Annotated in this window: 24 protein-coding genes; 7 read left to right on the top strand and 17 right to left on the bottom strand. The window is 56.6% G+C overall.

What is annotated here, in order from left to right; genetic code table 11:
- Nucleotides 1–3: 3 nt before the first annotated feature.
- The 5 genes from iolD to FHW66_RS07830 all read right to left on the bottom strand — a co-directional run bounded on the left by iolD (nucleotide 4) and on the right by FHW66_RS07830 (nucleotide 6,936).
- On the bottom strand, nucleotides 4–1,887 hold the full coding sequence (iolD, locus tag FHW66_RS07850) for a 3D-(3,5/4)-trihydroxycyclohexane-1,2-dione acylhydrolase (decyclizing) (RefSeq protein ID WP_183379217.1): 1,884 nt from the start codon (nucleotides 1,885–1,887) through the stop codon (nucleotides 4–6).
- Nucleotides 1,884–3,881, bottom strand: coding sequence for a 5-dehydro-2-deoxygluconokinase (iolC, locus tag FHW66_RS07845; RefSeq protein WP_183379216.1), 1,998 nt, complete (start codon nucleotides 3,879–3,881; stop codon nucleotides 1,884–1,886). The genes iolD and iolC overlap by 4 nt, the downstream gene beginning before the upstream one ends.
- Nucleotides 3,882–3,894: 13 nt before the next feature.
- Nucleotides 3,895–4,677, bottom strand: coding sequence for an ATP-binding cassette domain-containing protein (locus FHW66_RS07840; protein WP_183379215.1), 783 nt, complete (start codon nucleotides 4,675–4,677; stop codon nucleotides 3,895–3,897).
- 11 nt (nucleotides 4,678–4,688) lie between these two features.
- Nucleotides 4,689–5,831, bottom strand: coding sequence for an ABC transporter permease (locus FHW66_RS07835; protein ID WP_255458881.1), 1,143 nt, complete (start codon nucleotides 5,829–5,831; stop codon nucleotides 4,689–4,691).
- 121 nt (nucleotides 5,832–5,952) lie between these two features.
- Nucleotides 5,953–6,936: a sugar ABC transporter substrate-binding protein gene (locus FHW66_RS07830; RefSeq protein WP_255458880.1), complete on the bottom strand. Its 984-nt coding sequence runs from the start codon at nucleotides 6,934–6,936 to the stop codon at nucleotides 5,953–5,955.
- A gap of 317 nt (nucleotides 6,937–7,253) precedes the next feature.
- Here FHW66_RS07830 and FHW66_RS07825 point away from each other — a divergent pair, with 317 nt between their 5' ends.
- Complete coding sequence (locus FHW66_RS07825) at nucleotides 7,254–8,099, top strand: MurR/RpiR family transcriptional regulator (protein WP_183379366.1); 846 nt, start codon at nucleotides 7,254–7,256, stop codon at nucleotides 8,097–8,099.
- Nucleotides 8,100–8,157: 58 nt separating this feature from the next.
- Here FHW66_RS07825 and FHW66_RS07820 read toward each other — a convergent pair whose 3' ends face one another.
- The 5 genes from FHW66_RS07820 to FHW66_RS07800 form a co-directional block, all read right to left on the bottom strand.
- Nucleotides 8,158–9,195 carry a Gfo/Idh/MocA family oxidoreductase gene (locus FHW66_RS07820; RefSeq protein ID WP_183379212.1) on the bottom strand — a complete coding sequence of 346 codons (1,038 nt, stop codon included), beginning with the start codon at nucleotides 9,193–9,195 and terminating at the stop codon, nucleotides 8,158–8,160.
- A complete protein-coding gene (gene iolG / locus FHW66_RS07815) occupies nucleotides 9,192–10,184 on the bottom strand; it encodes an inositol 2-dehydrogenase (protein WP_183379211.1) in 993 nt (330 codons plus the stop codon). Before iolG ends, FHW66_RS07820 begins: the two co-directional genes overlap by 4 nt.
- Before the next feature lie 145 nt (nucleotides 10,185–10,329).
- Nucleotides 10,330–10,986, bottom strand: coding sequence for a LysE family translocator (locus FHW66_RS07810; protein ID WP_370543432.1), 657 nt, complete (start codon nucleotides 10,984–10,986; stop codon nucleotides 10,330–10,332).
- Between the two features lie 28 nt (nucleotides 10,987–11,014).
- Entirely contained in the window at nucleotides 11,015–11,530 is a 516-nt protein-coding gene (locus tag FHW66_RS20910) for a hypothetical protein (RefSeq protein ID WP_255458865.1), read from the bottom strand.
- A gap of 54 nt (nucleotides 11,531–11,584) precedes the next feature.
- Nucleotides 11,585–12,763, bottom strand: coding sequence for a class I SAM-dependent methyltransferase (locus FHW66_RS07800; RefSeq protein ID WP_183379210.1), 1,179 nt, complete (start codon nucleotides 12,761–12,763; stop codon nucleotides 11,585–11,587).
- A gap of 224 nt (nucleotides 12,764–12,987) precedes the next feature.
- Between FHW66_RS07800 and FHW66_RS07795 the strand changes: the two genes are divergently transcribed.
- Nucleotides 12,988–13,467 carry a universal stress protein gene (locus tag FHW66_RS07795; RefSeq protein ID WP_183379209.1) on the top strand — a complete coding sequence of 160 codons (480 nt, stop codon included), beginning with the start codon at nucleotides 12,988–12,990 and terminating at the stop codon, nucleotides 13,465–13,467.
- Between the two features lie 45 nt (nucleotides 13,468–13,512).
- Here FHW66_RS07795 and FHW66_RS07790 read toward each other — a convergent pair whose 3' ends face one another.
- Entirely contained in the window at nucleotides 13,513–14,850 is a 1,338-nt protein-coding gene (locus FHW66_RS07790) for a DUF3422 family protein (protein ID WP_183379208.1), read from the bottom strand.
- Between the two features lie 56 nt (nucleotides 14,851–14,906).
- On the bottom strand, nucleotides 14,907–15,464 hold the full coding sequence (gene greB / locus FHW66_RS07785; protein ID WP_183379207.1) for a transcription elongation factor GreB: 558 nt from the start codon (nucleotides 15,462–15,464) through the stop codon (nucleotides 14,907–14,909).
- Between the two features lie 209 nt (nucleotides 15,465–15,673).
- Between greB and FHW66_RS07780 the strand changes: the two genes are divergently transcribed.
- A complete protein-coding gene (locus tag FHW66_RS07780; protein WP_183379206.1) occupies nucleotides 15,674–16,594 on the top strand; it encodes a methylglyoxal synthase in 921 nt (306 codons plus the stop codon).
- A gap of 114 nt (nucleotides 16,595–16,708) precedes the next feature.
- Nucleotides 16,709–17,290 carry a hypothetical protein gene (locus tag FHW66_RS07775; protein WP_183379205.1) on the top strand — a complete coding sequence of 194 codons (582 nt, stop codon included), beginning with the start codon at nucleotides 16,709–16,711 and terminating at the stop codon, nucleotides 17,288–17,290.
- 26 nt (nucleotides 17,291–17,316) lie between these two features.
- Here FHW66_RS07775 and FHW66_RS07770 read toward each other — a convergent pair whose 3' ends face one another.
- From FHW66_RS07770 to FHW66_RS07755, 4 genes are all read right to left on the bottom strand, one after another.
- Nucleotides 17,317–18,630 carry an EAL and HDOD domain-containing protein gene (locus FHW66_RS07770; RefSeq protein ID WP_183379204.1) on the bottom strand — a complete coding sequence of 438 codons (1,314 nt, stop codon included), beginning with the start codon at nucleotides 18,628–18,630 and terminating at the stop codon, nucleotides 17,317–17,319.
- A gap of 156 nt (nucleotides 18,631–18,786) precedes the next feature.
- Nucleotides 18,787–19,674: a 23S rRNA (adenine(2030)-N(6))-methyltransferase RlmJ gene (locus FHW66_RS07765; protein ID WP_183379203.1), complete on the bottom strand. Its 888-nt coding sequence runs from the start codon at nucleotides 19,672–19,674 to the stop codon at nucleotides 18,787–18,789.
- 205 nt (nucleotides 19,675–19,879) lie between these two features.
- A complete protein-coding gene (locus FHW66_RS07760) occupies nucleotides 19,880–21,619 on the bottom strand; it encodes a ClcB-like voltage-gated chloride channel protein (protein ID WP_183379202.1) in 1,740 nt (579 codons plus the stop codon).
- 29 nt (nucleotides 21,620–21,648) lie between these two features.
- Nucleotides 21,649–22,002 carry a winged helix-turn-helix domain-containing protein gene (locus FHW66_RS07755; RefSeq protein ID WP_183379201.1) on the bottom strand — a complete coding sequence of 118 codons (354 nt, stop codon included), beginning with the start codon at nucleotides 22,000–22,002 and terminating at the stop codon, nucleotides 21,649–21,651.
- Between the two features lie 158 nt (nucleotides 22,003–22,160).
- Here FHW66_RS07755 and modA point away from each other — a divergent pair, with 158 nt between their 5' ends.
- Genes modA through FHW66_RS07740 form a run of 3 tightly spaced genes read left to right on the top strand, consistent with a single transcriptional unit; the run spans nucleotide 22,161 to nucleotide 24,311 of the window.
- Complete coding sequence (modA, locus tag FHW66_RS07750) at nucleotides 22,161–22,964, top strand: molybdate ABC transporter substrate-binding protein (protein ID WP_183379200.1); 804 nt, start codon at nucleotides 22,161–22,163, stop codon at nucleotides 22,962–22,964.
- Between the two features lies 1 nt (nucleotide 22,965).
- The gene (modB, locus tag FHW66_RS07745; protein ID WP_183379199.1) at nucleotides 22,966–23,643 is read left to right on the top strand and encodes a molybdate ABC transporter permease subunit; all 678 of its coding nucleotides are present in this window, start codon (nucleotides 22,966–22,968) and stop codon (nucleotides 23,641–23,643) included.
- A complete protein-coding gene (locus tag FHW66_RS07740; RefSeq protein WP_183379198.1) occupies nucleotides 23,640–24,311 on the top strand; it encodes a sulfate/molybdate ABC transporter ATP-binding protein in 672 nt (223 codons plus the stop codon). The genes modB and FHW66_RS07740 overlap by 4 nt, the downstream gene beginning before the upstream one ends.
- Nucleotides 24,312–24,460: 149 nt before the next feature.
- Here the strand turns inward: FHW66_RS07740 and aceA are convergent, their stop codons facing one another.
- Nucleotides 24,461–25,765: an isocitrate lyase gene (gene aceA, locus FHW66_RS07735; protein ID WP_183379197.1), complete on the bottom strand. Its 1,305-nt coding sequence runs from the start codon at nucleotides 25,763–25,765 to the stop codon at nucleotides 24,461–24,463.
- Between the last annotated feature and the right edge of the window lie 246 nt (nucleotides 25,766–26,011).

Raw genomic sequence — 26,011 nt, 5'->3', positions numbered from 1 at the left:
GGTTCAGACAGATTGAGATTGACGCTGCTGCTCGTAGTCGGCACGGGCCTGTTGTACCTGCGGTCTTGTCGACACTTCTGGCACGGCGACCTCCCACCAGCAGCCACCATCGGCGGTGGTGCGGGTGGCATCGGTATCGATACAGATCAGATAGGTGCGGTCCGCGGCACGGGCCTTTTGCAATGCAGCTTCCAGCCCGGCGATGGTCTTGACGTTCTCGGCCAGTGCACCAAGCGCACGGGCGTGTGCCGCAAAGTCGATCTGCGGTGCGCCTAGCGGCCCTTGCAGGCAGTCTTCCAGCATGTTGTTGAAGGGCGCGCCACCACAGGCTTGTTGCAGGCGGTTGATACAGCCATAGCCACGATTGTCGAGGACGATGATGATGAGCTTCTGGTCCAGCATGACGGAGGTGGCAATTTCAGAATTCATCATCAGGTAACTGCCGTCACCGACCATGACGATGACATCACGCTCTGGATGGGCCATCTTGGCGCCGAGACCGCCGGCAATTTCATAGCCCATGCAGGAGTAGCCGTATTCGACGTGATAGGCCCCCGGACGCCCTGCCCGCCAAAGCTTGTGCAGCTCGGCGGGTAGCGTACCGGCGGCGCAGACCACAATATCGTTGACGGCAGAGTCGACACTGGAGCGTTGCACCGCACCGATGACTTCACCGTCATACGGCAGGCTGGCACCGATATCGGTGCAACCAGTAATCTGCGCGACGCGAGCGCGCCAGCCATCGGCCAGGTCATGGGCGCGGGCTTGCCAGCCATTGTCGCTGCGCCAGTCGCCCAGCGCCTGTGACAGCGTATTGAGCCCGAGTCTGGCGTCGGATAACAGGGTCGTGGCGTGCCACTTCATGGCATCGACCGGATTGACGTTGATACTGAGCAGGCGAGCCTGACTGAACAGCGTATGTGAGCCCGTCGTGAAGTCCTGCAGACGACTGCCGACGGCAATCACGACATCAGCCTGGGCCGCCATGGCATTGGCTGCGGGAGAGCCGGTCACACCGATGGCCCCGAGTTGCAGCGGATGGGACCATGGCAAGGCCCCCTTGCCGGCTTGCGTCTCGGCCACCGGAATACCGTGTAACTCGGCAAAGCGCCGTAGCGCCTCCGTGGCGTCGCCATACAAGGCACCACCACCGGCGACGATCAGCGGCTGGCGGGCGTCGCGCAGGAGTGCCAGTGCATCCTGCAACTCTTCCTGTGCGGGGGCCTGCGCGCGCAGGACGATCGTCTTGGGTGAAAAGAAAGCCAGCGGATAGTCAAACGCCATGGTTTGCACATCCTGCGGCAAGGCCAGCGTCACCGGGCCACATTGCGCCGGATCGGTCAGCACCTGAATTGCCCTTGGCAAGGCGCTCAGCAATTGCTCGGGATAGCAGATGCGGTCAAAAAACCGGGACAGCGGTTTGAACGCATCGTTGGCGGAGATGCCGGCATCCTGAAAATTCTCCAGCTGCTGGAGCACCGGATCAGGACGCCGTGAGACAAACACGTCACCCGGCAACAGCAGCACCGGCAGACGGTTGACATGGGCCAGCGCAGCAGCAGTCAGCAGATTGGTGGCACCGGGGCCGATGGAACTGGTGACGGCCATCATGCGGTGCCGCATGTGCGCCTTGGCGTAGGCAATGGCGGTATGCGCCATGGCTTGTTCGTTATGGGCACGATAGGTCGGCAGTGTCTCGCGGACCTGATACAGCGCCTCGCCAATACCGGCAACGTTGCCGTGACCGAAGATGGAAAACACGCCACCAAACAGCGGCACCACGCCCTCTGGTGTCTGTATGCGCAAGGCATCCAGATAACGCACCAGCGCCTGTGCCATGGTCAGGCGGATGGTCGCTGCTGGCGCGGATGACTTGAGTTGACTCATGCGGCCTCCTTCTTCTTGGCTTGGCTGACTTGACCATCACGGCTCTGGCGCCAGATGCCGATCAGCTGTTCAAAGGTCTGGCGTACTTCGCGGATCAGTGTCGCATCATCGATCTGTCCTTGCAGCCAGCGCTTGCTGGGCTCGTGAAAAATGGTACGGCCGACCATGAAGCCACGGCAGGTCTTGCTATGACGCGAAGCGGCGAAGCCAGCGGCCAGTTCTTCCACCGGTGCGGCCAGTCCGAGCAGAACCACGCCACGGCAATACGGATCGCGCTCGGCGATGAGGCGGTCGATGGCATCCCATTGCCGTGCCGACATCGACTCCAGTTTCCACCATTCGGGATAAATACCGAGGTTGTAGAGCCGCTTGAGTGCGCGCAATACCGTGTTTTCTTCCTGCGGCAGCGACTTGGGTGGAATGATCTCCAGCAGCAGGTCATGACCGCTGCGCTGCACGGCATCATAGAGCGCACGAATCTGGGCTTCCTGTTCGAGTCGTTTGTCGACCGTATCGTCGGGGTGAAACTGCACCAGACATTTGACCACCTGCTCTTGTGGCCAGGTCTGCAGATGGGTGCCGATGGAGCGACCGAAGTCGAATTCCAGCGGGTTCGACAACGGCAGCTCGACTGCCCTGCCTACCCACCAGCCACGGCCTGTTGCCGCATTGAGGGCATCCTGACCGTAACGGTCGTCGATCAGCACACCGATCTTGCCCTGCACTCCGGCAGCCTGTTCAGTCTCGGCGACGGCCTGCACCAGCAGGCGTTTGAGTTGTGGCAGGCGCTCCTGACTGACACCCGCTTCCAGCGCCAGCTCGAAGAACTGGTTGCGATGATCGAAGGCGAAGACGTTGACCTCGTCCCATTGCTGGCGGCGCACAGTAACACGGTGCAAACGCTGCAGATGGGCATCGCGGTCGGGACGTTGCAGGCTGGCGGCATGTTGCAGGAAGTAGTCGAGTTCCATGGGTCCCGGCATGGCAGGTGCGCAGGCATGGCGCGATACTACCAGCGCACCGCAGGCATTGGCGTAACGGCAGCAGCTTTCGTCATCCTCGTTGTTGAGCCAGCCTTTGAGGAAGCCCGAGATAAAGGCATCGCCCGCCCCCAGCACATTAAGCACTTCAACCTGCACGCCCTGATAGTGGAAGCCCTGCTCCAGCGTCTCGGGAATCACATCATGCAGCACGGTGCAGCCCAGCGGACCACGTTTGACCACCAGTGTGGCGTTGGTAAGCCCCCTCACCGTGCGGAGTGCGGCGATGATATCTTCGCTGCCACCGGCGATCATGAACTCTTCCTCGGTACCGACCACCAGATCAAAGTGGCCCAAAATGCCTTGCAGATGCTGGCTCACATCACCATTGGCGATGAAGCGGGTTTCGCCATCGCCCTTGCCGGTCAGCCCCCACAGCACCGGGCGGTAGTCGATATCCAGCACCGTGCGTACTTGATGCCGACGGGCATACGCAAGTGCCAGACTGCTGCTGCGATGCACCTGCGGCGTCGAGAAATGGGTACCGGTAATGAGCAATGCCTTGCTGCTGGCGATGAACGTTTCGTCGATGTCCTCGGGGGCCAGTGCCATATCAGCACAATTGTCGCGGTAGAAGATCAGAGGAAAGGTTTCCTTGTCTTTCAGACCGAGCATCACGAGCGCGGTCAGGCGTTCCGGGTCGACGGTGACGTGGCTGACGTCGCAGCCTTCAGCGGCCAGTGCAGCCTTGAGAAACTGACCATTCTGTTCGTCGCCAACGCGTGCCAGCATGGCTGATTTAAGGCCCAGTCGGGCGCAGCCAAAGGCGATGTTGGCAGAAGAGCCGCCAAGATATTTGGCAAAACTGGTGACATCAGCCAGCGGTGCGCCGACCTGCTGGGCATAGAGATCAACCGCGAGTCGGCCGATGCAGATGATGTCGAGCGGACGGTCGGGCACAAATCGACTGGATAAACTTGTGGAAGTATGGGGTGTTGTGTGAGCGAGTGACATGCCTGCATCCTTTTTAAACTTGTACGCCTTCCAGCTGGCTCATGAGAGTTTGCATTTCTGCGCCACCGGCCATCATGTCCAGCACTTCTTCCTTGGAGATCCTGTCCTTGGTGAAGGTCCCCATGGACTTGCCGCGATTGAGCAAGGTGAAGGAGTCGCCGATCGGATAGGCGTGATGGACGTTGTGGGTAATGAAAATGACGGAAATCCCCCGTTCGCGTGCTTTGTGAATCAGCTTGAGCACATTGAAGGATTGCTTCACACCCAATGCGGCGGTTGGTTCATCGAGAATCAGCACGCGTGCGCCGAAGTGGATGGCCCGGGCGATGGCGAGGCATTGCTTTTCGCCGCCGGACATGGTGCCAATGGCGTGATGCGGATCGCGCACCATGATGCCCATTTCAGCCAGCTTCTCTTTGGCCGTGCGCGCGGCATACTCCATATCCATCACGTTGATGCCAAAGATTTTTCTGGTGGGCTCACGGCCCATGAAAAAATTCCGTGCCACCGACAGCAGCGGTACCAAGGCCAAATCTTGATAGACGGTGGCAACGCCAACATCCAGTGCTTCTTTGGGCGACTGGAAATTGACCGGTTTGCCATCAACCAGATACTGGCCCGATGAGGGTTGATGCACACCGGCCAGCAGTTTGATGAGGGTCGATTTACCGGCACCGTTGTCGCCCAGCAAGCAATGTACCTCGCCCTTGCGCAGTCGCAGACTGACGTCTTTGAGGGCAATGACGGGACCGAAATACTTGCTGACATTCTCCAGTGCGAGGATGGTATCGTTCATGACGGCTCCCATTATTTGGCCTCCGTCACACGACGGCGAACATAGTTATTGAACAGCACCGCCACCAGCAACATGACGCCCAGGAACACACGGAACCAGTCGGAGTTGAGATTGGTATAAGTAATGCCGATCTGCACCACGCCAAAGATCAACGCACCGAAGCAGGCACCAATTACTGAGCCGTAACCACCGGTAAGCAAGGCACCACCGATGACGGCGGCGATGATGGCTTCAAACTCCTTTTGCAAACCACGGTCAGCAGCGGCCGAACCAAAATCAGCAACCTGCAGGACAGCAAACAGACAGGCACAGAAGGCAGTGAAAACAAACAGTGCGATCTTGACGCGACGTACCGGTACACCAACGTTCTTGGCGGCGACGGCATCACCGCCGACGGCAAAAATCCAGTTACCGAAGCGGGTGCGCGACAACACAAAGCCTGCAACCAAAGCCACCACGGCCCACCAGACGATGACCTTGGGTATGCCGGCCACCAGCGCATTGCCGTTTTCTGCCACCGCAATCCAGTGATGCTGTGCCAGCCACTGGAACAGACCGGTGCCGACATTGCCGGTAAAGAGCAGATTGCCAAGCCAGTCTTCGCTGGCACGTTCGCCGACACCGCTGACGATGGTGCGGTTGGCAAACAGGATGGAGAGCGCCAGCGTCAAGCCACGCAGGATGAACATGAAGGCCAGCGTCACGATGAACGATGGCAGACGGGTCTTGATGACCAGATAGCCATTAAGCCAGCCAAGCGCCATCGAACCGGCAAACGCAAAGAGTACGGAGAGCCAGAATGGCCAGCCGAAATAGACCGTGGGAATCGCCACCATCATGCCGGCAAAGCCGATCATGGAGCCGATGGAAAGATCGAATTCACCACCAATCATGAGCATGCAGGCGCCGACGGCAATGATGCCCAGATAGGCGGCGACCTGCATCCAGTTGATGATGCCGTCGAGATTGAACATGCCGGAGTCCCCGGCGGCGATGCCGAAGACGATAAATACCAGAATCGCACCGGCCAGTGAGGCGAACTCGGGACGTCCCAGAAACCGTTTGATGACACTTTCTCTGCGCACCCGCTCGTCACTGCTGCTGGCCTGCGCTGCAGGCGCACGCCCATCGGCGCTCGTCTTGTCGACGACCATGCCTGTTGTACTCATTGCTGCACTCCTGTGATGTTTTGTCACTGCCGCCCACACTCCTGGTGCGGGCGGTCATGCTTATGTCTGATTGCTGGTTGCTGAACGCTTTGGAGCAATCATTGGCTCAACGATATTGGCCAGCGTATTTAAGGACTTTCTCCAGATTGTCCTTGGTGATGTAGCCTGGGCCTGAGCTGATGTGACGCGGGCCATAGATCGGTGCCAGTCCATATTCAGCCAGACGCGCCTGGAACTTGGGATTGGCTTTGAGCTTCTCTTGCACCACGGCCAGATCGTTGGTCTTGTATTGCTTCATGATGGCCAGTGCAGCCACCGGGATATAGCCTTGCAGGTAGGGCTGCTGGTCAATGGCAAACTGGACCGAGCCATCCTTGATGCCTTTGACGATGTCTTCAGACAGATCGAAGGTGGCAAACCAGACCTTGGACTTGAGCCCCATTTTTTGCAGGGCGCGCAGACTTGGTACTGCGGAGTCAGGGCCCAGTGCCAGCACAGCCTGGGTACCGGGATTGTTACGCAGATAGGCGCTGACCTTGCTTTCTACAGCAGTCGGATCAATGCCGGTATCGAGTGTGGATTTCTTGTAGTCGGCGCCAATCGCTTCGGCAAAGCCGCGGCAGCGCTCAAATGAGGAGGGATTGGTGGCGTAATGATTGACGCACAGGAAGGACTTGATACCAGCGGCCTTGGCCTTTTCGCCAGCGCCGTAACCGGCGTCATATTCTGGCTGGCCAACGTGCATGACCGCGCCGAGCTGTTCGCTTTGTTGCTGGGTACCGGAATTGATGGTGATGACAGGAATCTTCTTGGCGACCACCGCTTCAACCGACTTCTTGAGGACGCTGAAGTCGGCAATGCTGACGATCACGCCGTCATAGTTACGGGCAGCAGCTTGCTCGATCAGGCGTGACATGTCAGCCAGGTCGCCATTGGGCGGGTTGCGATAGTCAACGCTGACGTTGAAGTCTTCACCCGCCTGCTTGATGGCATTCTTGATGGTGTTCCACCAGGAATCGGAGTCGGGTGCGTGGCTGATGAGGACGAATTTTTCGTTCGCCGCAAAGCTGCTGGGCGTGGTCACTGTCATTACAAGGGCGGCTGCGGTGAGGGCCGCAAAGAGCCCTTTGCATCTGAATCGTTGCATGATTGTCTCCATTATTGTTTTGCCGTGGGCCGTGAAGTTGATTACTTCAGCTCTGTAGCCAAGCGGTAGCTAACAATAAAACAAGCAAAGTCAATGTGCAATCATTTTTTTTCAATTTTTTTTAAATTAGAATTTTTATTTCAATAAGATGCTTTTATAATCGCAGCATGAACAGTCATGACTCCAGGGGGGCCATAAGTCCATGACGCTAACCATGAATAGAGAGACACCCGGTGAACACACCAACCGTCGATGAACTGATGCTGCAGATTGCAGCGCAATATGGATCACTGTCGCGCCAGCTCAAGATCATTGCCACCTATGTTGAACAGCACAAGACCAGCCTGATGGTGGAGCGCATCAGCGATATCGCCGAGCAATGTGAGGTCCAGCCGTCAGCGATTGTGCGCTTTGCCAAGCATTTTGGCTTTTCCGGTTTTAGTGAGATGCAGGCGGTGTTTCGTGATGCCTTTACGGCACAGACCACACCCTCGCGCAATTATCAGCAGCGTATTCGCAGCCTGATCGAGAGCAAGCCGACGCCAGTCACCAGTGGCGCGCTGGCACGGGAATTCATCCAGGTGAGCCGGGCCGGGCTCGATGAGTTGCTGGGCGGTCTCGACGACGCGCAATTTGAGGCTGCCGTAAAATTGCTGCTAAAAGCAGAAAACATTTATGTCATCGGCGTGCGGCGTTCATTCCCGATTGCCAACCATATTGCTTATGCACTGCAACATACCAACAAACGCGTGCATCTCTTGACCGGCGCGGGTGGGATGTTTCGCGAGGAAGTGCGCAGTATCGACAAAAATGACGTCCTGATCGCCATCAGTTTCACGCCCTATGGCAAGGAAACCCAGGCATGCGTACGGCTGGCGCATCATCGTCAGGCGCGAACCTTGATCATTACCGATAGCCAGTTAAGCCCATTGGCACGTCATGCCTCGGTTTTGCTGACGGTCAAGGAAAGTAGCGCCTTTGCATTCCGTTCACTGACCAATGCGATGTGTCTGTGTCAAGCGCTGTTCATTGCGCTGGCGTATCGGATGGAGCTGGATGTGACGGAAACTGAGCCCATCGACGGCTACGACGACGGCGCAGATTAACAACAGGGCGGGCACCAGAATCTGCCCGCTTTGATGTTAATTGCGCAATCAGAACAGCTCAGAACAAAACGGGCTGTTTAGTCAACAGTGACTCGCGCAAGGCAATACCGATGCGCGTGGCCTGGGTCGAATCGTCCAGATCCAGCGCCAATGGCTTGCGATGACGTACCGCATCAACAAAGTGCCGTACCTCGGCCAGAAAAGCGTCCTCGAAGCGATCAAAGAAGCTCAAGGTGCATTCGTTGCGAATCCCCTGCGCATCGGCAATCATGACCCGGTTTTTGCGGGGATTGCCACCCACGGTCAAACGCCCTGCCGTCCCGGTAATTTCGGTCATGGTGTCATGTCCGTGTGCCATGGTGCGTGAGGCGTAGAAAGTCGCGAGCCGGCCATTGTCAAATTCGCAGATAGCCACACCGTTGTCGACATCCTTGAACTGTTGCAGGTCGTGGTGAATCGCGGTGAGACCGCTGGAAAATACCCGTACCGGCTGCGCCTTGCCCAGTAGCCAGCGTGCCAGATCAATATCGTGCACCGAACAGTCGAGGAAGATACCACCACTGGTTGGCGAAAACTTGACGAAGAAACCATCGGGGTCGTTCTCGTCGCAGGTTTGCGAGTACACCATGAAGGGCGTACCGATCATTCCTTCCTGAATCTTCTGATAAGCATCCTGATAGCTGGCATCAAAGCGTCGGACGAAGCCAATCATTACCTTGAGTTCGGGATGACGAGCCGCTTCTTCTGTCACCCGCTGGCAATCTGCCAACTCCAGCGATAGCGGCTTTTCACAGAACACATGTTTGCCCGCTTTGAGCGCAGCAATGATCTGGTCAGCGTGCAGCGAGGTCGGCGTGACCAGAAACACAGCATCCAGCCCCGGGTGCGCGAGCAAGGCGGCATATTCATGATAAAGATGGGGCACGCGCAGTTGATCACGTGCCCATTCCAGCTCGGTATTCACTGGGCTGCACACTGCACACAGGTTGGCACCGGGCACGCTGGTGGCGAGGTTTTCGGCGTGCCGGCGGCCGAGCCGGCCGAGGCCGACCACGGCAACCTGCAATGGCTTGTTGGAGACGGCGGCCGGACTCATACGGACAACTCGACAATACGTTTTTCACGCCAGGAAGTGGCGGCGGCTTCTGCCAGTTGCAGGGCTTTGACACCATCTTCGATGGTGGTGCGCACCGGGGTACGATTGCTGACGGCAGCGAAGAAGTGCGCGATTTCACGCGCATAGGCAGCGCGGTAACGTTCCAGGAAAAAATGCTCCGGCAAATCGCTGGTCACGTTGGTGGCAGTGGCGGCGATCACTTCGGTCGGCTTGTGATTTCCCGCCTGGAGCATGCCTTTGCTGCCCAGCACTTCAAAGCGCTGATCGTAGCCATAGGCGGCACGACGGCTGGTGTTGATCTGACACAAACGACCGCGCCGGGTGGTGATGGTCACGGCGGTGCAGTCAATATCACCAGCCTCGGCGATGGCGGGATCGGTCAAACAGCTACCGGTGGCGGCAATGCTCACGGCGTCATCATCAAGAATCCAGCGGAAGATGTCGAAGTCGTGAATCAGCATGTCTTTGAAAATACCGCCTGAGCTCTTGATGTAAGACACCGGTGGCGCACCGGGGTCGCGGCTGGTGACAATGAGCATTTCCGGATCACCAATTTCACCGGCACGCAAACGTTGGCTGAGCGCCTCAAAGGTTGGGTCGAAACGACGCTGAAAGCCAATCATGCAAGTCACACCTGCGGCGGCGACAGCCTTGGCGCAGGCTTGTGCACGCTCCAGCGTCAGATCGACCGGCTTTTCACAAAAGATGGCCTTGCCTGCTGCCGCGGCACGCTGGATCAGATCGGCATGGGTGTCGGTACTCGAGGCAATCACCACGGCACCAATGGCCGGGTCGCGCAGCGCCTGCTCGACATCCACGACTTGCGCACCATGCTGTGCCGCCAGCTCTACGGCGGCCTGATGATTGACGTCACTGATGGATTTCAGGCGCACACCTGCCTGGGCTGCGACGTTGCCAGCATGAATCTTGCCGATACGACCGGCACCAAAAACTGCTACCTCGATCATCGTTGTCTCCGTAATAAATTGATTGTAGTTGTGGCGTTACTGCCATGTCGCTGCACGGCTGACGATGGAAAATGCACAGAAAGTACATAGGACGCACATAGAAACTATATTCCTTTTTATTTTAAATTGGAATATTTATTTCGATTTATGCGGTAGGGGTGCCGAGCAGGAATTGCGATAGTTGCAGCAGCGAGAAGCAGATCAGCACCGTCGCACTGAGCCAGTTGATGGCACGACGCCAGCCTGCGGTAAAGCGCTCCCTGAGCATACCCACCGCGCTACTGAGAAAGAGCCACCACAGCGCCGAACCAAGCCAGACACCAAGGACCATCACCAGCGGCGCGGCGAAGGAACGATTGACGGTGTGACTTGCCATGGCGCCAAACAGGGCAATGAAAGAAAAGATGGTACTGGGGTTGGACAAGGTGAGTAAAAAGGTACTAGCAAAGTCTTGCCAGTGATTACGTGTCGGTACAGTGGCATCCTGACTGTGCTGGTCAGCATTGGCCAGTGGCGTACGCAGCACACCCCACGCCATCCACAATAAAAACGATGATCCCAGCAAGACCAGTGGCAGGCGCACGGCAACCAGTGCCTGCACCAGCCAGCTCACGCCAAACGCACCCAGCGCGGCGTACACAGCGTCTGCACAGGCCGCACCCAGACCGGTCACCAGCCCTGCGCGCCGACCATGATCAAGACTGCGCTGTATAGTGAGCATGCCAATCGGCCCGACCGGCGCAGCAATCGATAACCCGATCACTAAGGCCGCAAGCAAGACCTTGAGCAAGTCCATGCTCATGGGTGCCATCTCCACCTGTTAGCCGTCCTTACCACTCAAGAATGGCACTCCTGCGGTCGAGCCAATGCACCTTCACGGAACCGGGATTGACCTTGCGACCGGCGCAGGCGCTGGCCGCCAGATCGAATGGCGTATCGTAGAAACGACCGTCGTTGGAGGAGCGCATGCGGGTCTGTGGCGCGTTCTTCATGATCCAGTCGGCAGCGTTGGTGCGCATGAAGATCATGCAGGCATTGCCGCTGGTTTCATTGACCTGGCAACGGCAAGAGTTACCAGTCGTGTTGATGAGGGGTTTATCAGCATCCGGCTGATTGGTCGGAAACGGCAACACAGGCGCAATGGTCGGCGTGGTGGTGGAACTGCTGGTACCGGTCGCTGCGCTGGTGGCAGCAGCAGAGGTTGCGCTAGCGGCCGCCGCCTTGGCAGCAGCGGAGCTGGTGCTGCCGGTGCCACTATTGGTGCCAACGGTGGCTGCCATTACCAGCGGCGTGAGCAAGCACAGCAATACGGTAGTCAACAAGGTCGATGGGGATGTTTTTTTCATGGCATTCCTCGCTTGGTTGATGGTGTGCAGTTGGTGCAGTTCGATCGGTGTAGTTTACTTTAACGCCAGCCGCCACAGGGAAGTCACTTCCTTGCTGCGGGCTGTATACAGTGGATCTTCTGCATCACTGGCGCGAGGATGACGGGGCTTGATATCATGTCGCTCAATGACGCGCAGACCAGCCTGTTCGAACAGGTCCAGCAATACTGCTCGCGAGCGCAGACCAAGGTGCTCGGCGAAGTCGGAGAGAATCAGCCAACCTTCGCCCTGCTCGCTCAAATGGTCCGGCAAACCAGCCAGAAAACCCTTGAGCATCCGACTGTCGGGATCATAGACCGCAGCCTCAATGGCAGACCCTGGTTTGGCAGGTACCCACGGTGGATTGCAGATGATCAATGATGCTTTGTCGGGTGGGAACAGATCGCTTTGCGTCAATTCAACCCGATCTGCAACTCCTAGCCGTTGCAGATTGTCAGCGGCGCACTCGAGCGCGCGGGGATTCAGATCAGTAGCAATGACCTTACGCACACCGCGCTGGACCAGCAGCGCTGCCAGCACACCGGTGCCGGTGCCGATATCAAAGGCAAGTTCTGTGGCCTTCGGCGGCAGCGGTGCTTGTGCTACCAGATCAAGATATTCACCACGCACGGGCGAAAAGACACCGTAATAAGGATGAATAGTGGCGCCAAGTGCTGCCACTGGCACGCCCTTCTTGCGCCATTCGTGCGCGCCGATCAAGCCAAGCACTTCGCGTAGCGACACCACGCTGTCAATCGCATCGGTTGGTCCGTAAGCCTCCGTACAGGCTTGACTGATATCGGGCGCGCGGCGCAGATTGAGGCGATAGTCTGGCGCCAGCGGCAACAGTAGCATGCCCAGAATCCGCGCACGCTGGGCCTGTGCCTGACGATGCAAATGAAAACTCTGGGTCATGTCCGGCGCAGCGACGCTGGAATTGCTGGCTGGCTTGGCAGCAGTCTTCTTGACACTACTACGGGTTGTTTTGCGATCAATGCGACGTGCCAGCGCCTGCAACAGCTGCCGCGCATTCTGGTAATCCCCGCGCCAGAGCAAGGCGGTGCCTTCGCATGCCAATTTGTAGGCAGCATCGGCGGCAAGCGTATCGTCGGCGATAACAACCCGTTTAGGTGCTGGATTGCCCACTTCCGAGCGCCATCGCGCGGAACGCTGCTCGCCTGCTTCGTTCCAGCTGATGGTCGGGTGTTCACTCATGGTGCAACTTTCTTGAATCATTCTTATTTAAATCGAAACAGAGACTTCCTGTGCCGCAGTGTAACAGTTGACGCCATGCAAACGGACAAACCGACAACAAGACGGCCTACTTGTTCCATAGGACGCGTCAAGAGTCTGATTTCTTTGTTAGAATCATTTCACGCCGCACTACAAAAAATTACTTCATCGATAACCGCAGGGAGCAATATTTTCAGGAGTGGCACATGTATGCAAAAATTCTCGTCCCGGTAGATGGCAGCAGGACTTCTACTCAAGCCTTAGATGAGGCAATCTGTCTGGCAAAAACGCTAGGAAGTCGGGTTGAAGTGATTCACGTGGTCGATAACAGCTATCTGCTCTACGACTCTGGCACTGCAGCGCCTCCAGGTTTGCACGAAGCTTTCGTGAAAGCCGGGATGCACATTCTGCTCGAGGCCAAGAAACGTATCGTCGCAGCTGGCCTGGAGGGGCAGGTGCGCATCATCGAAAACCCAATCACGCCGGGGGACATTCCAGCCACCATTGTCAAAGATGCGATTGACTGCAAGGCAGAAATGGTCGCCATTGGTTCACATGGGCAAAAGGGCTATCGCGAAATGATGCTGGGCAGCGTGGCCGAAAAGGTCATGCACCAGTGCACTGTTCCGGTCTGGATTATCCGTGGCAGTAACGCTAACGACGAACAAGTCGCCAAGTCAGCGTAACTGCCATTTCATCCGTGCAATGTGATCCCTGCTGCTGTCCGTATGTCAGTGAGCGCTGCTGTGCACACGTTTATGCAGCTGCCGTAAGCTCAACCAGACCAATCCCGCACACACCGGCACCAGAATGCCGGTGGCGAGCTCTGGATTGATGGGCAGGCCAAGCTCTTTGAGGGCGCTGCCGACATGGCCCAGCAAACCCACCGTGTAATAAGAAATCGCGGCCACCGAGAGGCCTTCCACTGCCTGTTGCAGCCGAAACTGTTGCGCCGCACGGGCATTCATGGATTCCAGAATCTGCCGGTTCTGTTGCTCCTGCACGATCCCGATCCGGGTGCGCAGCAAATCGTTGGTGTGCGCAATGCGCTCGGCCAGCGCTTCCTGACGACGCGCCACCGAGGTGCAGGTATCCATGGCTGGTGCGAGCCGACGCTCCATGAATTCGCCGATGGTGGGAACCCCTTCTACCCGTGTTTCGCGCAACTCTTCGATACGCGCCTTGACCAGCCGGAAGTAGGCTTGTGAGGCTGAAAAACGATAACTGTTCTGCAGTGAAATTTTTTCAATACGTGCAGCCAGACCGGTGATGCGTTGCAGGATCTGCTCGTCGTCGGCCGGTGTCGGGTGCACCGAATGCCCGCCATCATCCACCTCTACCATGGCGGCGGTCAGTGTTGCCAGATCGCTTTCAATGGCGTTCAGTGCTGGCACTGCCTGCTGTGCCTGTGGCAAGCCCAGCAAGGCCATCATGCGGTAGGTTTCAATCTCCAGAATCCGTTGTACCAGGCGGCCGCCCTGCATGTCGCGCAAATCAATATCGCGGACCAGAAAGCGGCTGAAGCCATCGGCCTGAATCAAAAAATCGGTCCAGATTTCACCACCTTGCAAGACCTTGCTGGAGGTCAGCAATTTGCCTTCGAAATACTCTGAAAACACTGGCGGTGTGTCCGCAGCAGCTTTCTCCAGCACCACATGGGCAGCCACCATCACCTGCCCTTGCAAGGCCAGCAGCCATTGCTGCGGTACCTGATGCAACGGCACCTCGGCAAACGCCTGCTCGATACTGAGGGTGCGCTCATGGCGCTGGGAAAAAGTATAGGTGGCGAATTCGGTATGGCACTCCCACTTCAGGCGAAAGCCGCCGAAGTCATGAAAGAAATGCTTGGCTTCGATGCCCGGCGCACTCACCCCGAAATGCTTGCACAGCTCACGCAAGAGACCATGTTGCACGATCCCGTGCTGATTGGCCTCGACCTGATCGCGCAGATACACGGCCAGATGGCTCAGGCTCTCAGGCGCACTCAATTGCAGAAATGGTCGTGAATGGGCTTCGGCGGCCAAAGGCACACGTTGCGGATGATTCAGACTAGCGTAGACAAGCGACATGGAAAATCCTTGTGGAAAATCAAAATTCTGGTTGTTGCTACCGCGCAGCCGCGCATTCAAGCTGCGGGCGCCGGATAGCTGACGGCGAGGATGGTCAGTTGTTCAACACCAGACGGTGTTTGCAACAAGACTTCGTCTCCTTCCCGGGCTTTGGTCAAGGTACGCGCTACCGGCGAGATCCAGCTGATCTTGCCGTTGAGCGGGTCGAGCTCATCAATACCGACAATGGTGACGGTGTGCTCTACACCGTGCTGATTCTCATACGTGACGGTGGCACCGAAGAAGATCTGGTCATTGCCATGGTGGACGGTGGGATCAACCACCTCGGCAAGATCGAGACGCTTGGTGAGAAAACGGATACGTCGATCAATCTCGCGCAGACGGCGCTTGCCGTAGATGTAGTCGCCGTTTTCAGAACGGTCACCATTGGAAGCTGCCCAGGAAACGATTTTCACCACTTCCGGACGTGCAACATCGATCAATTGCAGCAGCTCATCCTTGATGCGCTGATGCCCCTGCGGCGTCATATAATTTTTGGAGCCTGCGGGTATCGCCGGTACCGATAACGCGTCGTCATCGTCACCGTCGGATTCTTTGACAAATGCTTTGTTCATGGTGCTGTTACCTGTTCGAATGAGATTGCCTGCGGTGGCTATGCTGTCGACCACGTTGGTGACTATGTTGCTGACCGTACCGCTTGAGTCTGTGCATCATTGTAGCGGTATGTTAAAGTCCGCGAAAATGACTTTGCATCGTTGCATCATTGCATTTACTCGCTGAAGTCTCAGGATCCTTCCTCAACATTGCTTGCCTCAGGCCCGACATGTCCGACATTGCATCGTTCTCCTCATCGTCTTCTTCTACTACCCGCTACCGTATTGGTCTGGCTGCAAACCGCGCCCATCAGGATGCGCCCAACTCGGCGCTGGTACAGCTGCTCAAGGGTTCACGTGCACGTATCGAAGCCCTGCAGCCAGAGCTGGTGGTAGTTGGACGTACGCTGGATGCAATTGGTCAGTTGGGCTTATTGCCGGATTATCCTTATCTGGAACGCTTCCCTTATGGTCGTCAGGGTGGCCTGATGAAACTGGTGTCGCGGGTAGTCGATGCCGATCCTGCGCGCAAGCTCGATGCGATCATTTACCTGATTGATCCGGTCGATCCGTCGTCGACCTTTCCGGAAGCGGTGGCGCTCAAGCGGCAATGCGTGATCCACGGCAAACCCTTCCTGTCGACACTGGCCGGTGCCCGCGAGTGGTTTGAGCTGGAGGCGATTGCCGGTGGCGCTGCACCTGATCCCGCGCTCGATGGCAGCTTCAATCTGGCCAATGAAGGAATTGCACTGATCGCCCATGATTCGATGAAACAAAGAATGCTGGCCCTGGCTGAAAAGCATTTTGAGGTGCTAGACAGCTTTGCCTTCCGTTGCGCCACCGGGACCACCGGTGGCTTGCTCAACGAACTGGCGCAAAAGATCAAGGGACGTGATGCTGGCCGCAACTGGGTCAAGCCTTTCCTGAGCGGCCCGCTTGGCGGCGATGCGCAAATTGCCGAACTGATTCTGGAACATGATTGCCGACGTGTCTTGTTCCTCGAAGATCCGCACGTGGCACGTCAGCATGAGGCCGATATCCAGCTCCTGGAACGTGCCGCGAGAACCGTCACAGATTACGCTTCATGCATGAGTGACGAAAAATGGGGTGACCGCTGGTTGCGCCTGATCGGGCAACGTCAGGTACGCTGAGCGCAAGACATTACACGCGCGCTGCCTCTGCATCTTGTATTTTGCCCAATCGTCCGGCATATAGAGCGAAGCCTCGTTCCATGTGAGTATTTGAGGCTTCTCTAAGGGTTTTCCTTGCTGCGCAAATTCAAAAAACTTCTCATTACCCCGCTCATTTACGGCGTGGCTATTCTGCTGCTGTTTGAACAATGGCTGTGGCGTACCAGTCGCCGTGTATTGGCGAGATTTCCGCTATTTGCCATTATTGCGCGTCTGGAGGCATGGATTTCTTCGCTCTCGCCGTATGCCGCGCTGGCCATTTTTGTTGCCCCTAGCCTGCTGCTGATCCCGGTCAAGGTGCTGGCCTTGCTGTCCATGACGCATGGACATCCGACCACCGGCGTATTGATCGTGCTCGTAGCCAAGGTGCTGGGTACGGCGCTAGTGGCTCGCCTGTATGGCTTGACGGAACAGTCCTTGTCGTCTTTGCCGTGGTTTGTGCGCTGGCGCGATGCCTTGCTGCGCTTCAAAGACCGGATGATCGCCCAGTTACATGCGACCGCCGCGTGGCAAAGGGTTGCGGCGGGCATGGCAGCCTTGCACGCCACCACCCGTCGTTTTATCGCGCGGCTTGGTCAGTATTGGGGTAAGTCGGGACGGCTTGCGCGCTGGCGCAAAGTGGTACGCAAGTGGATGCGCAGGCGCGACCGGGAATAGGCTCAGGGAAATGCAGAAACAGCCGCTCAGGCAGCTGATTCCTTTCCGCTCGGCGGCGCGCCCATGTTGGCGGAAATACTGTTACCCCATTCAAAAGCCTGCTTTTCGAGTTCGTAAAACTCATCCACGGTCAATTCGAAGGTGCGCAGTAATTCAGTGACTTCGGCGCTACTCTTGTCGCCACGCTCGATGCTTTCCCCCAGTTGCAGGATGTCACCAAAGAATCCGGAGCGGGTCAGCAAGGCTTCACGAATCTCTTCACTGACTGAAATCTGACCAAGAATGGTTTCCATCTCCATGCCAAACAAGGCATCAATGAGAGACATGATCCCAACCGTGAAGGCAATTTCAGAGACTTTGCGGCGCCCTGGCCGAATTTTTTCAGCGATCAGCTCCAGCATCTTGCCGCGTGTTGCTGCCATGATCAGCAACGGCGAGACCGCATGCGCACGACCTTTTTCGTTATTGGCAAACAGCAGGATCTGCAGCCAGCGCTTGAGTTGCCGGCGCCCCAGCACGATCAGCGCCTGACCAAGCGAATCAATCTGCTTCAAAAAACCATAAACAGGGGTATTGACCAGGCGCAGCAACGTCAGGCTCAGTGCGACATCGCGTTTGACATAGCGAACGATTTCACCATTGTCGACATTGCGCACCAGCAGCGTTAGCAGATGCATGATGATCAGCTTGGAGGCTTCGAGCTTTTTACCCTTTAACACCACCGGCTTGGCAAAATAATAGCCCTGAAAATAATCAAAGCCAAATGTCAGACATTCCTTGAACTGCTCGACCGTTTCAACCTTCTCGGCCAGCAATATCTTCTGTGCGCGCTTGAAATTGACGCTGAGTTTCAGAAGTTTGCTGGGCTCCAGATCCATGACGTCGATCTTGATGATCTTCACCAAGGGGAGCAATTGGGCAATATCTTCCGATTCTGCCACCACGTCATCGAGTGCGAATACATATCCGGCACGCGCGAGCTCGCTGATACGCTTGATCAGCTCAGGGCTGACCTTGACCGTTTCGAGGATTTCCAGCACGACCTTATCGGCCGGCAGAAAATTGATGAAGTCGCTCATCAATACGGTCGCATCGACGTTGATAAAGCCGTGCAAGCTGCCGATCACGTTATTGAGGCCCAGCTCGGAAGCGTGGGCAATCACCGATGCCGTCGCCGCAACGTCATCACTCACATTGGCGGGACCGGACGCTGCAGTACGAAACAGTAGTTCGTAGCCCATCAGCTCCTGATCACGATTCAGGATCGGTTGCCGTGCCAGGAAGAAATCATGGGCATGCGCAGGCGTCGGGGAAATGTGTTCAAGACTTGGTTCAGACATGATGATGTAATTTACCCCAACTCGTACAGCTGACAAATAGCAATCAAATAGCTGACTATTGTATGACGTGATGTAGTTTTAATACTAGAATTATTGCGTATACGAAACTAAGCGCCCGATTTCAACTAGTTGCTATTGTGAAATTACAGGCGCAGATCAGCCCTCGCCTGCTTCCAGTACAAACCCGGCACCGCTGTCACGTCCGAGCACCTTGACGAGATAGGGCATGACTTCCTTGAGCGTCGCTTCCATGGTCCACGAGGGATTGAGCACAAACATGCCACTGCTGTGCAGCCCGAACCCGTCTGGCGAGGGCGAACTGATCGATAACGTCACGTTTAACCAGCTCTTGGCACCGAGGCGTTTGAGGCGGTCGGCAAACTGCTTCGACTCAATGCGTTGCAAGATTGGATACCAGACTGCATAAGTTCCCGTCGGGAAACGCACCAATGCATCCTGTAGGGTTTCCTTGACACGCTGGTAGTCGCGCTTGTCTTCATAGGGCGGATCGATCAACACCAGCGCGCGCCGCGATGGTGGCGGCAACAATGCCTTGAGCGCGAGAAAACCATCGCTGCGCCCGATCATGACGCGCTTGCCACGTCCCGATGGATGTTGTCCCTGTTCGGCAGCATGGGCGTCAAGCTTGCGAAAATTGTCAGCTAGTATCTTGCTCTCGCTCGGGTGCAGCTCAAATAGGCGCAACCGGTCCTGCTCGCGCATCACGGCATTGGCACAGTAGGGAGAGCCAGGGTAATAACGCATCTTGCCGCTGGGGTTGAGATCCTTGACCACTTGCACATAGTCAGCCACGGCCGGCGGTAAATCGGTGCGCTCCCAGAGGGGGCCGATACCGGTGTCGTATTCGGCATTCTTGCTGGCAAAGTTGCTATCGAGCGCGTAGACGCCGCCGCCGGCATGCGTGTCGATAACCATGTAAGGCGTCTCTTTTTGCCCCATGTAACGCAGCAACTGAATGGTCACCATGTGCTTAAGCACATCGGCATGATTGCCCGCATGGAAGGCATGGCGGTAACTGAACATAAACTCTGTGGCCCTAAACTGGTGAAAATAAGATGGATTGTCGTGCCAGCTAACCGGCCAACAGTAAAAACAATTGAAATTGCTGAAACCAGTTGAATGCGATGGTGCAGATTGACCAGCGTCACAAACGAGTACGCATTTTAACAAGCTTGCCCTGCCAATAGGGCAAGCGCGTTCTATTATTAAGAATCAGGCAATATGCTTGTCAGGACTGCACCGCACGGTCCAGGCGGAAATAGGCATCCAGCAGGGAGCTTTTGAAGACCACCCCCAGCAGCCGCGGATCTTCGGTACTGGCAATGACGGGCAAGCGTTCCCCCTGATGATCGAGGAACAGCTGCAAAGCTTCACCGAGCGACATGTCCGGCGTGACTTCATGCAGAAAATGGGCACGCAGGAAGTCGCCCGCCCGGCGCGACTCCAGATCCTTTTTGCTCAGCAACAGCGAAGTCACATCCTGCAATGCCACCACACCAAGGTAGCGATTGTCCTGGTCAGTGATATAGATGTACTTGACCGGATATTGCATGAAGATCCGGGCCACATCCGACATCGGTGCGTCCATCGTCAAGACGGTTTCCGCCGGTTTGATCAGCGCCTGCATCTGAGTACCGCGCAGCCGTATGCGCTCAGCCGCGTCGCGATGGCGCTTAAGGGTAATCTCGTACATGGATGCGCCATCCAGACTGCGCGCCACGACGTAGGCAACCACACAGGACAGCATCAGCGGCAGCACCACCTGATAGCTGAGCGTCATCTCGAAGATCATCAGCACGGCCATCAAGGGCGCATTGGTCGCCGCTGCCAAAAACGCGCCCATTCCCACCATTGCATAAGCGAAAGGCAGCGATATTGCGTGTGGCCACAGCGCATGGCCCAGATCGCCGAACAGATAACCGATTGCCGCGCCGACAAATAAGGTTGGTGTGAAAATGCCGCCAACGGCACCAGAGCCGACCGTCAGCGCGGTAGCGACCACCTTGAAAATCAGCACCAGCAATACCGTGGTCCACAACCAGTCAGTGTGCAACAGTGAGTTGACCACACTGTAACCATTGCCCCATACCTGCGGCACCTGGATGGACATGGCACCGACCAGCAATCCGCCCAGCGCCAGCCTGAATGGCAACGGCAGGCTGATTTTTTGCCAGAGCGTCTTGCTAACATTGAGCAGACGTAAAAACTGTGGCGCCAGCAGACCCGCCAGTATGCCGAGCAGGACAAACAAGAGAATCTCGAATCCACCAACCTGCGGAAAGAACGGCATCTCGTAGGCCGGTTTGTAGCCGGGCAGTTCGCGCATGGTGATATTGGCGACCACGGATGCCACCACGATGGGGCCAAAACTCTCCATCACCAGCGCTCCCAGCACAATCTCGGTGATGAAGAACGCGCCTGCAATCGGTGCGTTGTAGGCCGAGGTAATACCAGCCGCGGCACCACAAGCGACCAGGAGCCGCAGACGAGACGCCGGGAAATGAATCAGACGGCCGACCAGCGAGGCGCATAGCGCCGCCATTTGCACCATCGGTCCTTCGCGCCCGATCGACCCACCTGATGCGACCGAAAACAAGGAAGAAAGACTACGCAATACCGAATGCCTGACCGGTATCTGCCCATCACCAATGGCCACCGCCTCCATATAGTCAGGTGCACCACCGGCAGGCATGCGGCGCGCCCACAGCAAAAGCAGCCCTGCGATCAGACCGCCCACGGTCGGAACCAGTACACGCATAGTCCATGGCAGGCTCTCGGCGATATCAACCAGACTACCGCTGCGTCCGGTCAATAAAAATTGCAGCCCAGCAATGCACTCTCTAAAAGCGATTGTCGCGAGCGCTCCGACAAATCCCACTACCGCGCCCCAAAGCAACATGGCGTGGTTCTCCGACATGTGCATCAGCGTTTGCAGGCGAAAGCGGAGATTAAGTAAGGTGGCGCGCATAAGAAGGCTGGAAAAGTGGCGGTAGCAGCTCAGTTTTTTTCGACGATCAGTGACAACAGGTGCTGCATATCTTTCTGGATCGCACTATCGGCTTTTTTTTGCATATGCTGGTAGCACGACAGCACTTCCCTTGCCATCGGCGTGATACTCGCACCGCCCCCTTTGGCACCACCTGTCGCGGTCGCCACCAGAGGCTGATTGAAACAGCGATTCATTTCCTCGACCAGCAACCAGGCGCGCCGATACGACATCTGCATCTCGCGCGCCGCTGCCGAGATTGACCCGGTGCGGTCAATGGCCTGCAATAGGGATGCCTTGCCGGGGCCGAAGGCAATCGTGTCACCTTGCATCACGCGTAATCGGACAGATTTGGAATGAGTCATGGCCGCGATTGTAGCAAGGCCCGGCAATTCAATCGCGGCAATTTGACGATCGCTATATCCCTACGTATATTTCGGAAAGATGCTTTTTTGCATTTTCAGTTATCCTTGCACACGGTGATAAACATCGACTGCCAACGCCCTCATCCACCGGAAATCTCATGCCTGCTCAATTTACTTCTCGTTCTGCAACTCGGTCGTTACGTCGTTTTTACCTGACTGTCGCCTATGGCGCAGTACTGTCGGCAATGACACTGGCCACCGTCCCGGCCCAGGCTGCCGATCTGGTGGTGTCGGCCGCCGCCAGCCTGACCAATGCCTTCAAGGATCTGGGCTCGGCATTTGAACAACGTAACCCCGGTGTCAAGGTGATCAACAACTTCGGCGCCTCCGATATCCTGATGCAACAAATCGTCAGGGGCGCGCCAGCCGATGTCTTTGCTTCGGCCGATCAAACCGCGATGGACAAGGCGGTCGCCGCAAAGGCCGTGCAAACAGCAACCCGCCAGAACTTCGCCGCCAACCAGATCGTTCTGATCGTGCCCCATGACAGCACCCTGGCCCTGACCGCGCTCAAGGATCTGACACAAAGCAATGTGAAACGTGTCGCGCTGGGCAACCCGAGTTCCGTGCCCTTTGGCCGTTATACCCAGACGGCGCTGGAACAGGCCGGTCTGTGGCAGGCAGTCCTGGCCAAGGGCGTGCTGGCGCAAAATGTGCGTCAAAGTCTGGACTATGTGGCGCGTGGTGAGGTGGAGGCTGGTTTCGTCTTCGCGACCGATGCCGCCGTGATGCCTGACAAGGTCAAGGTTGCGATCCGCATCCCCTCCGACCAGCCTGCCACCTACCCGATTGCCGTGACCGCCACTACAACGCAGACCGAACTGGCCAAAAAATACATTGCCTATGTGCAGTCGCCTGAAGGTCAGGCGACGTTGGCACGCTACGGTTTTCTGAAACCCTGACATGCCTGCGTTCTGGACTCCTTTACTGCTCTCGCTGAAGGTCGCGGGCTGGGCTACGGTCATCAATTTGTTTCTGGGCGTGGCAGCTGCCTTTGGGTTGTCGCGCTGGCGCTCCTCCTGGCGCGACCTGATTGACTCCATTCTGACGTTGCCATTGGTGTTGCCACCGACCGTGCTGGGTTATTACCTGCTGGTGCTGTTTGGCAAACGTGGGCCGCTGGGTGCCTGGCTGGCGCAATATGGCATTGAACTGGTGTTCACCTGGCAAGGTGCGGTGATTGCCTCTACCGTGGTGGCTTTTCCGCTGGTATTGAAATCAGCGCGCAGTGCGTTTGAGCAAGTCGATCATCAGCTCGAAAATGCTGCCCGCGTGCTGGGCGTGTCGGAAGCTGGCGTGTTTTTCCGGGTAAGTTTGCCATTGGCTGCACGCGGCATCACCGCGGGCGTATTACTAGCCTTTGCGCGCGCATTGGGTGAATTTGGCGCAACCCTGATGATCGCCGGTAATCTGCCGGGACGAACACAAACCCTATCGGTCGCCATTTATGAAGCGGTACAGGCTGGTGACGACAACACGGCAACCGCATTGGTGCTGATCACATCAGCGACTTGTGTGGCCGTGTTGCTGATTGCCGGCAGACTGATGCCGGGTCAATTGCGCAGGAGTGACCTGTCATGAGTATCAGCGTACAGATTCACAAGCAATTACGTGCAGCCGAACGGACCTTTCGACTGGATATCAGTTTTTCTTCCGCCAGTAACCGCATCGTGCTGCATGGCCCTTCTGGCTCGGGCAAGAGTCTGACCATGAAGGCCATCGCCGGTCTGATGACGCCCGATAGCGGCAAGGTTGTGCTCAATGAACGTACCTTGTTCGATCAGGAGAGTCACACCAACCTGCGCCCACAAGAGCGCAATGTGGCCTATCTGTTTCAGGATTACGCGCTCTTCCCGCACCTGAACGTGGCCCAGAACATCGCCTTCGGACTACGCCGAGGCTGCTTCAACCTGCGCCGCCCGGCCAGTCATCCTGCGGTCCAGCGCTGGCTGCAGGCATTTGAACTGGAGGCGACTGCGCACAGTTATCCGGCGCAGATTTCAGGAGGTCAGCGGCAACGTGTGGCGCTGGCGCGGGCATTGGTGTCACAACCTGACATCCTGTTACTCGACGAACCGTTTGCCGCGCTGGACCCATCACTGCGCACCCACATGCGGCGCGAACTGGACGATCTGCAGCAGCAAACCGGCGTCCCCATGCTGATTATCACCCATGATCCGGCCGATGTGGAAGCCTTTGGCGAAGCCGTCTATGAAGTCCGCGACGGCACCATCAGGCAGCAGCTATAGCGGGGATTGCAGCAATACGCCAGACAAACGCAAAAAAAGACCGCACACCTTGCGGCATGCGGTCAAGCTCAGTGAAAGCGCAAGCAACCAGGTTGCTTGCTAGTCTCCTCGTTATAGACTCCGTCTCGCTGTCAACGCTATGGCGCTGATCAGGCTACTTTTTGTTGTGCACCGTCGAAGAACTGTTCATCTTCGGTTGAACCATGCAAAGCAGTCGTCGACGACTGACCTTGCTGAATCGCCTGGGTCACGGCATCGAAATAACCGGTACCGACTTCACGTTGATGCTTGACGGCGGTGAAGCCCTTTTCAGCGGCAGCGAATTCAGCTTCTTGCAGCTCGACGAAGGCTGACATGTTGTTGCGTGCATAACCGTGAGCCAGATTGAACATCGAGTAGTTCAGTGCATGGAAACCTGCCAGTGTGATGAACTGGAACTTGTAACCCATTGCGCCCAGCTCGCGCTGGAACTTGGCGATGGTGGCATCGTCCAGGTTCTTCTTCCAGTTGAACGATGGCGAGCAGTTGTAGGACAGCATCTTGCCTGGGAACTTGGCATGGATGGCTTCGGCAAACTTCTTGGCAAAGGCCAGGTCCGGCTTGCCAGTTTCGCACCAAACCAAGTCAGCATATTCAGCATAAGCCAGACCGCGCGAAATCGCCTGATCGATCCCTGGACGGGTCTTGAAGAAGCCCTCTACGGTGCGCTCGCCAGTGAGGAATGGCTTGTCGTTGTCATCCACATCGGAAGTCAGCAAGTCAGCCGCTTCAGCGTCAGTGCGGGCGATCACCAGCGTACGGGTACCGGAAACGTCGGCTGCCAGACGTGCTGCATTGAGCTTTTCCACTGCTTCACGGGTTGGCACCAATACCTTGCCACCCATGTGACCACACTTCTTGACGGAGGCCAGCTGGTCTTCAAAGTGCACACCGGAGGCACCGGCGGCGATCATCGACTTCATCAGTTCGTAGGCGTTCAGGACGCCACCAAAGCCAGCTTCGGCATCGGCCACGATCGGTGCGAAGAAATCGATGTCGTTTTTACCTTCGGACCATTGAATCTGATCGGCGCGCTGGAAGGTGTTGTTGATACGTTGCACCACCATCGGAACCGAGTTAGCTGGATACAGGGATTGGTCAGGATACATTTCGCCGGCCAGGTTGGCGTCACCGGCAACTTGCCAGCCCGACAGATAGATCGCCTTCAAGCCAGCCTTGACCTGTTGCATCGCCTGATTACCAGTCAGCGCACCAAGTGCATTGACGAACGGCTCCGTGTGCAGCAGATTCCACAGCTTGTCGGCACCGCGCTTGGCCAGCGTGTGCTCGACTTGCAGCGATCCACGCAGACGGACGACGTCATCGGCGCTGTAGTTGCGCTTGATGCCTTTCCAGCGTGTATTCTCTGCCCAATCCTTAGCCAGTTCCTGAATCTGTTGTTCACGTGTAGTCATGGTCAATCTCCTTGAGAGTTGGTAATAAACGAAGTCAAAATCGAGGTCGAAACGAAGTCAAAGTAGCCCTCAAAATCTGGATCAAACTCTGAACTGCATGACTTCATAGTAGACCTCAGTGTGCAGAGCAACAAGGTCTTATATAAGACATAGTAATTATTTTTTATTCTTATTTTTCAAATACTTAAACAGTAAATATCGCGATACGAAACGCAATTTCTGAAAATGAAACGAAGTCATGATGCT

This window comes from Herbaspirillum sp. Sphag64, from assembly GCF_014192645.1.
Lineage (GTDB): Bacteria > Pseudomonadota > Gammaproteobacteria > Burkholderiales > Burkholderiaceae_D > Herbaspirillum.
The sequence above is the reverse complement of the archived record's forward strand: the minus strand, read 5'-3'. Positions and strand labels throughout refer to the sequence as shown.

Coding starts and splice junctions, on each gene's coding strand:
- FHW66_RS07830 (WP_255458880.1), bottom strand. CDS start 6,936: ATGACAGTGACCACGCCCAGCAGCTTTGCGGCGAACGAAAAATTCGTC.
- iolD (WP_183379217.1), bottom strand. CDS start 1,887: ATGAGTCAACTCAAGTCATCCGCGCCAGCAGCGACCATCCGCCTGACC.
- FHW66_RS07825 (WP_183379366.1), top strand. CDS start 7,254: ATGCTGCAGATTGCAGCGCAATATGGATCACTGTCGCGCCAGCTCAAG.
- iolC (WP_183379216.1), bottom strand. CDS start 3,881: ATGTCACTCGCTCACACAACACCCCATACTTCCACAAGTTTATCCAGT.
- FHW66_RS07740 (WP_183379198.1), top strand. CDS start 23,640: ATGAGTATCAGCGTACAGATTCACAAGCAATTACGTGCAGCCGAACGG.
- modB (WP_183379199.1), top strand. CDS start 22,966: ATGCCTGCGTTCTGGACTCCTTTACTGCTCTCGCTGAAGGTCGCGGGC.
- modA (WP_183379200.1), top strand. CDS start 22,161: ATGCCTGCTCAATTTACTTCTCGTTCTGCAACTCGGTCGTTACGTCGT.
- FHW66_RS07790 (WP_183379208.1), bottom strand. CDS start 14,850: ATGTCGCTTGTCTACGCTAGTCTGAATCATCCGCAACGTGTGCCTTTG.
- FHW66_RS07755 (WP_183379201.1), bottom strand. CDS start 22,002: ATGACTCATTCCAAATCTGTCCGATTACGCGTGATGCAAGGTGACACG.
- FHW66_RS07780 (WP_183379206.1), top strand. CDS start 15,674: ATGTCCGACATTGCATCGTTCTCCTCATCGTCTTCTTCTACTACCCGC.
- FHW66_RS07770 (WP_183379204.1), bottom strand. CDS start 18,630: ATGTCTGAACCAAGTCTTGAACACATTTCCCCGACGCCTGCGCATGCC.
- FHW66_RS07820 (WP_183379212.1), bottom strand. CDS start 9,195: ATGAGTCCGGCCGCCGTCTCCAACAAGCCATTGCAGGTTGCCGTGGTC.
- FHW66_RS07835 (WP_255458881.1), bottom strand. CDS start 5,831: ATGGTCGTCGACAAGACGAGCGCCGATGGGCGTGCGCCTGCAGCGCAG.
- FHW66_RS07800 (WP_183379210.1), bottom strand. CDS start 12,763: ATGAGTGAACACCCGACCATCAGCTGGAACGAAGCAGGCGAGCAGCGT.
- FHW66_RS07840 (WP_183379215.1), bottom strand. CDS start 4,677: ATGAACGATACCATCCTCGCACTGGAGAATGTCAGCAAGTATTTCGGT.
- FHW66_RS07765 (WP_183379203.1), bottom strand. CDS start 19,674: ATGTTCAGTTACCGCCATGCCTTCCATGCGGGCAATCATGCCGATGTG.
- greB (WP_183379207.1), bottom strand. CDS start 15,464: ATGAACAAAGCATTTGTCAAAGAATCCGACGGTGACGATGACGACGCG.
- FHW66_RS07810 (WP_370543432.1), bottom strand. CDS start 10,986: ATGAGCATGGACTTGCTCAAGGTCTTGCTTGCGGCCTTAGTGATCGGG.
- iolG (WP_183379211.1), bottom strand. CDS start 10,184: ATGATCGAGGTAGCAGTTTTTGGTGCCGGTCGTATCGGCAAGATTCAT.
- FHW66_RS07795 (WP_183379209.1), top strand. CDS start 12,988: ATGTATGCAAAAATTCTCGTCCCGGTAGATGGCAGCAGGACTTCTACT.
- FHW66_RS07760 (WP_183379202.1), bottom strand. CDS start 21,619: ATGCGCGCCACCTTACTTAATCTCCGCTTTCGCCTGCAAACGCTGATG.
- FHW66_RS20910 (WP_255458865.1), bottom strand. CDS start 11,530: ATGAAAAAAACATCCCCATCGACCTTGTTGACTACCGTATTGCTGTGC.
- aceA (WP_183379197.1), bottom strand. CDS start 25,765: ATGACTACACGTGAACAACAGATTCAGGAACTGGCTAAGGATTGGGCA.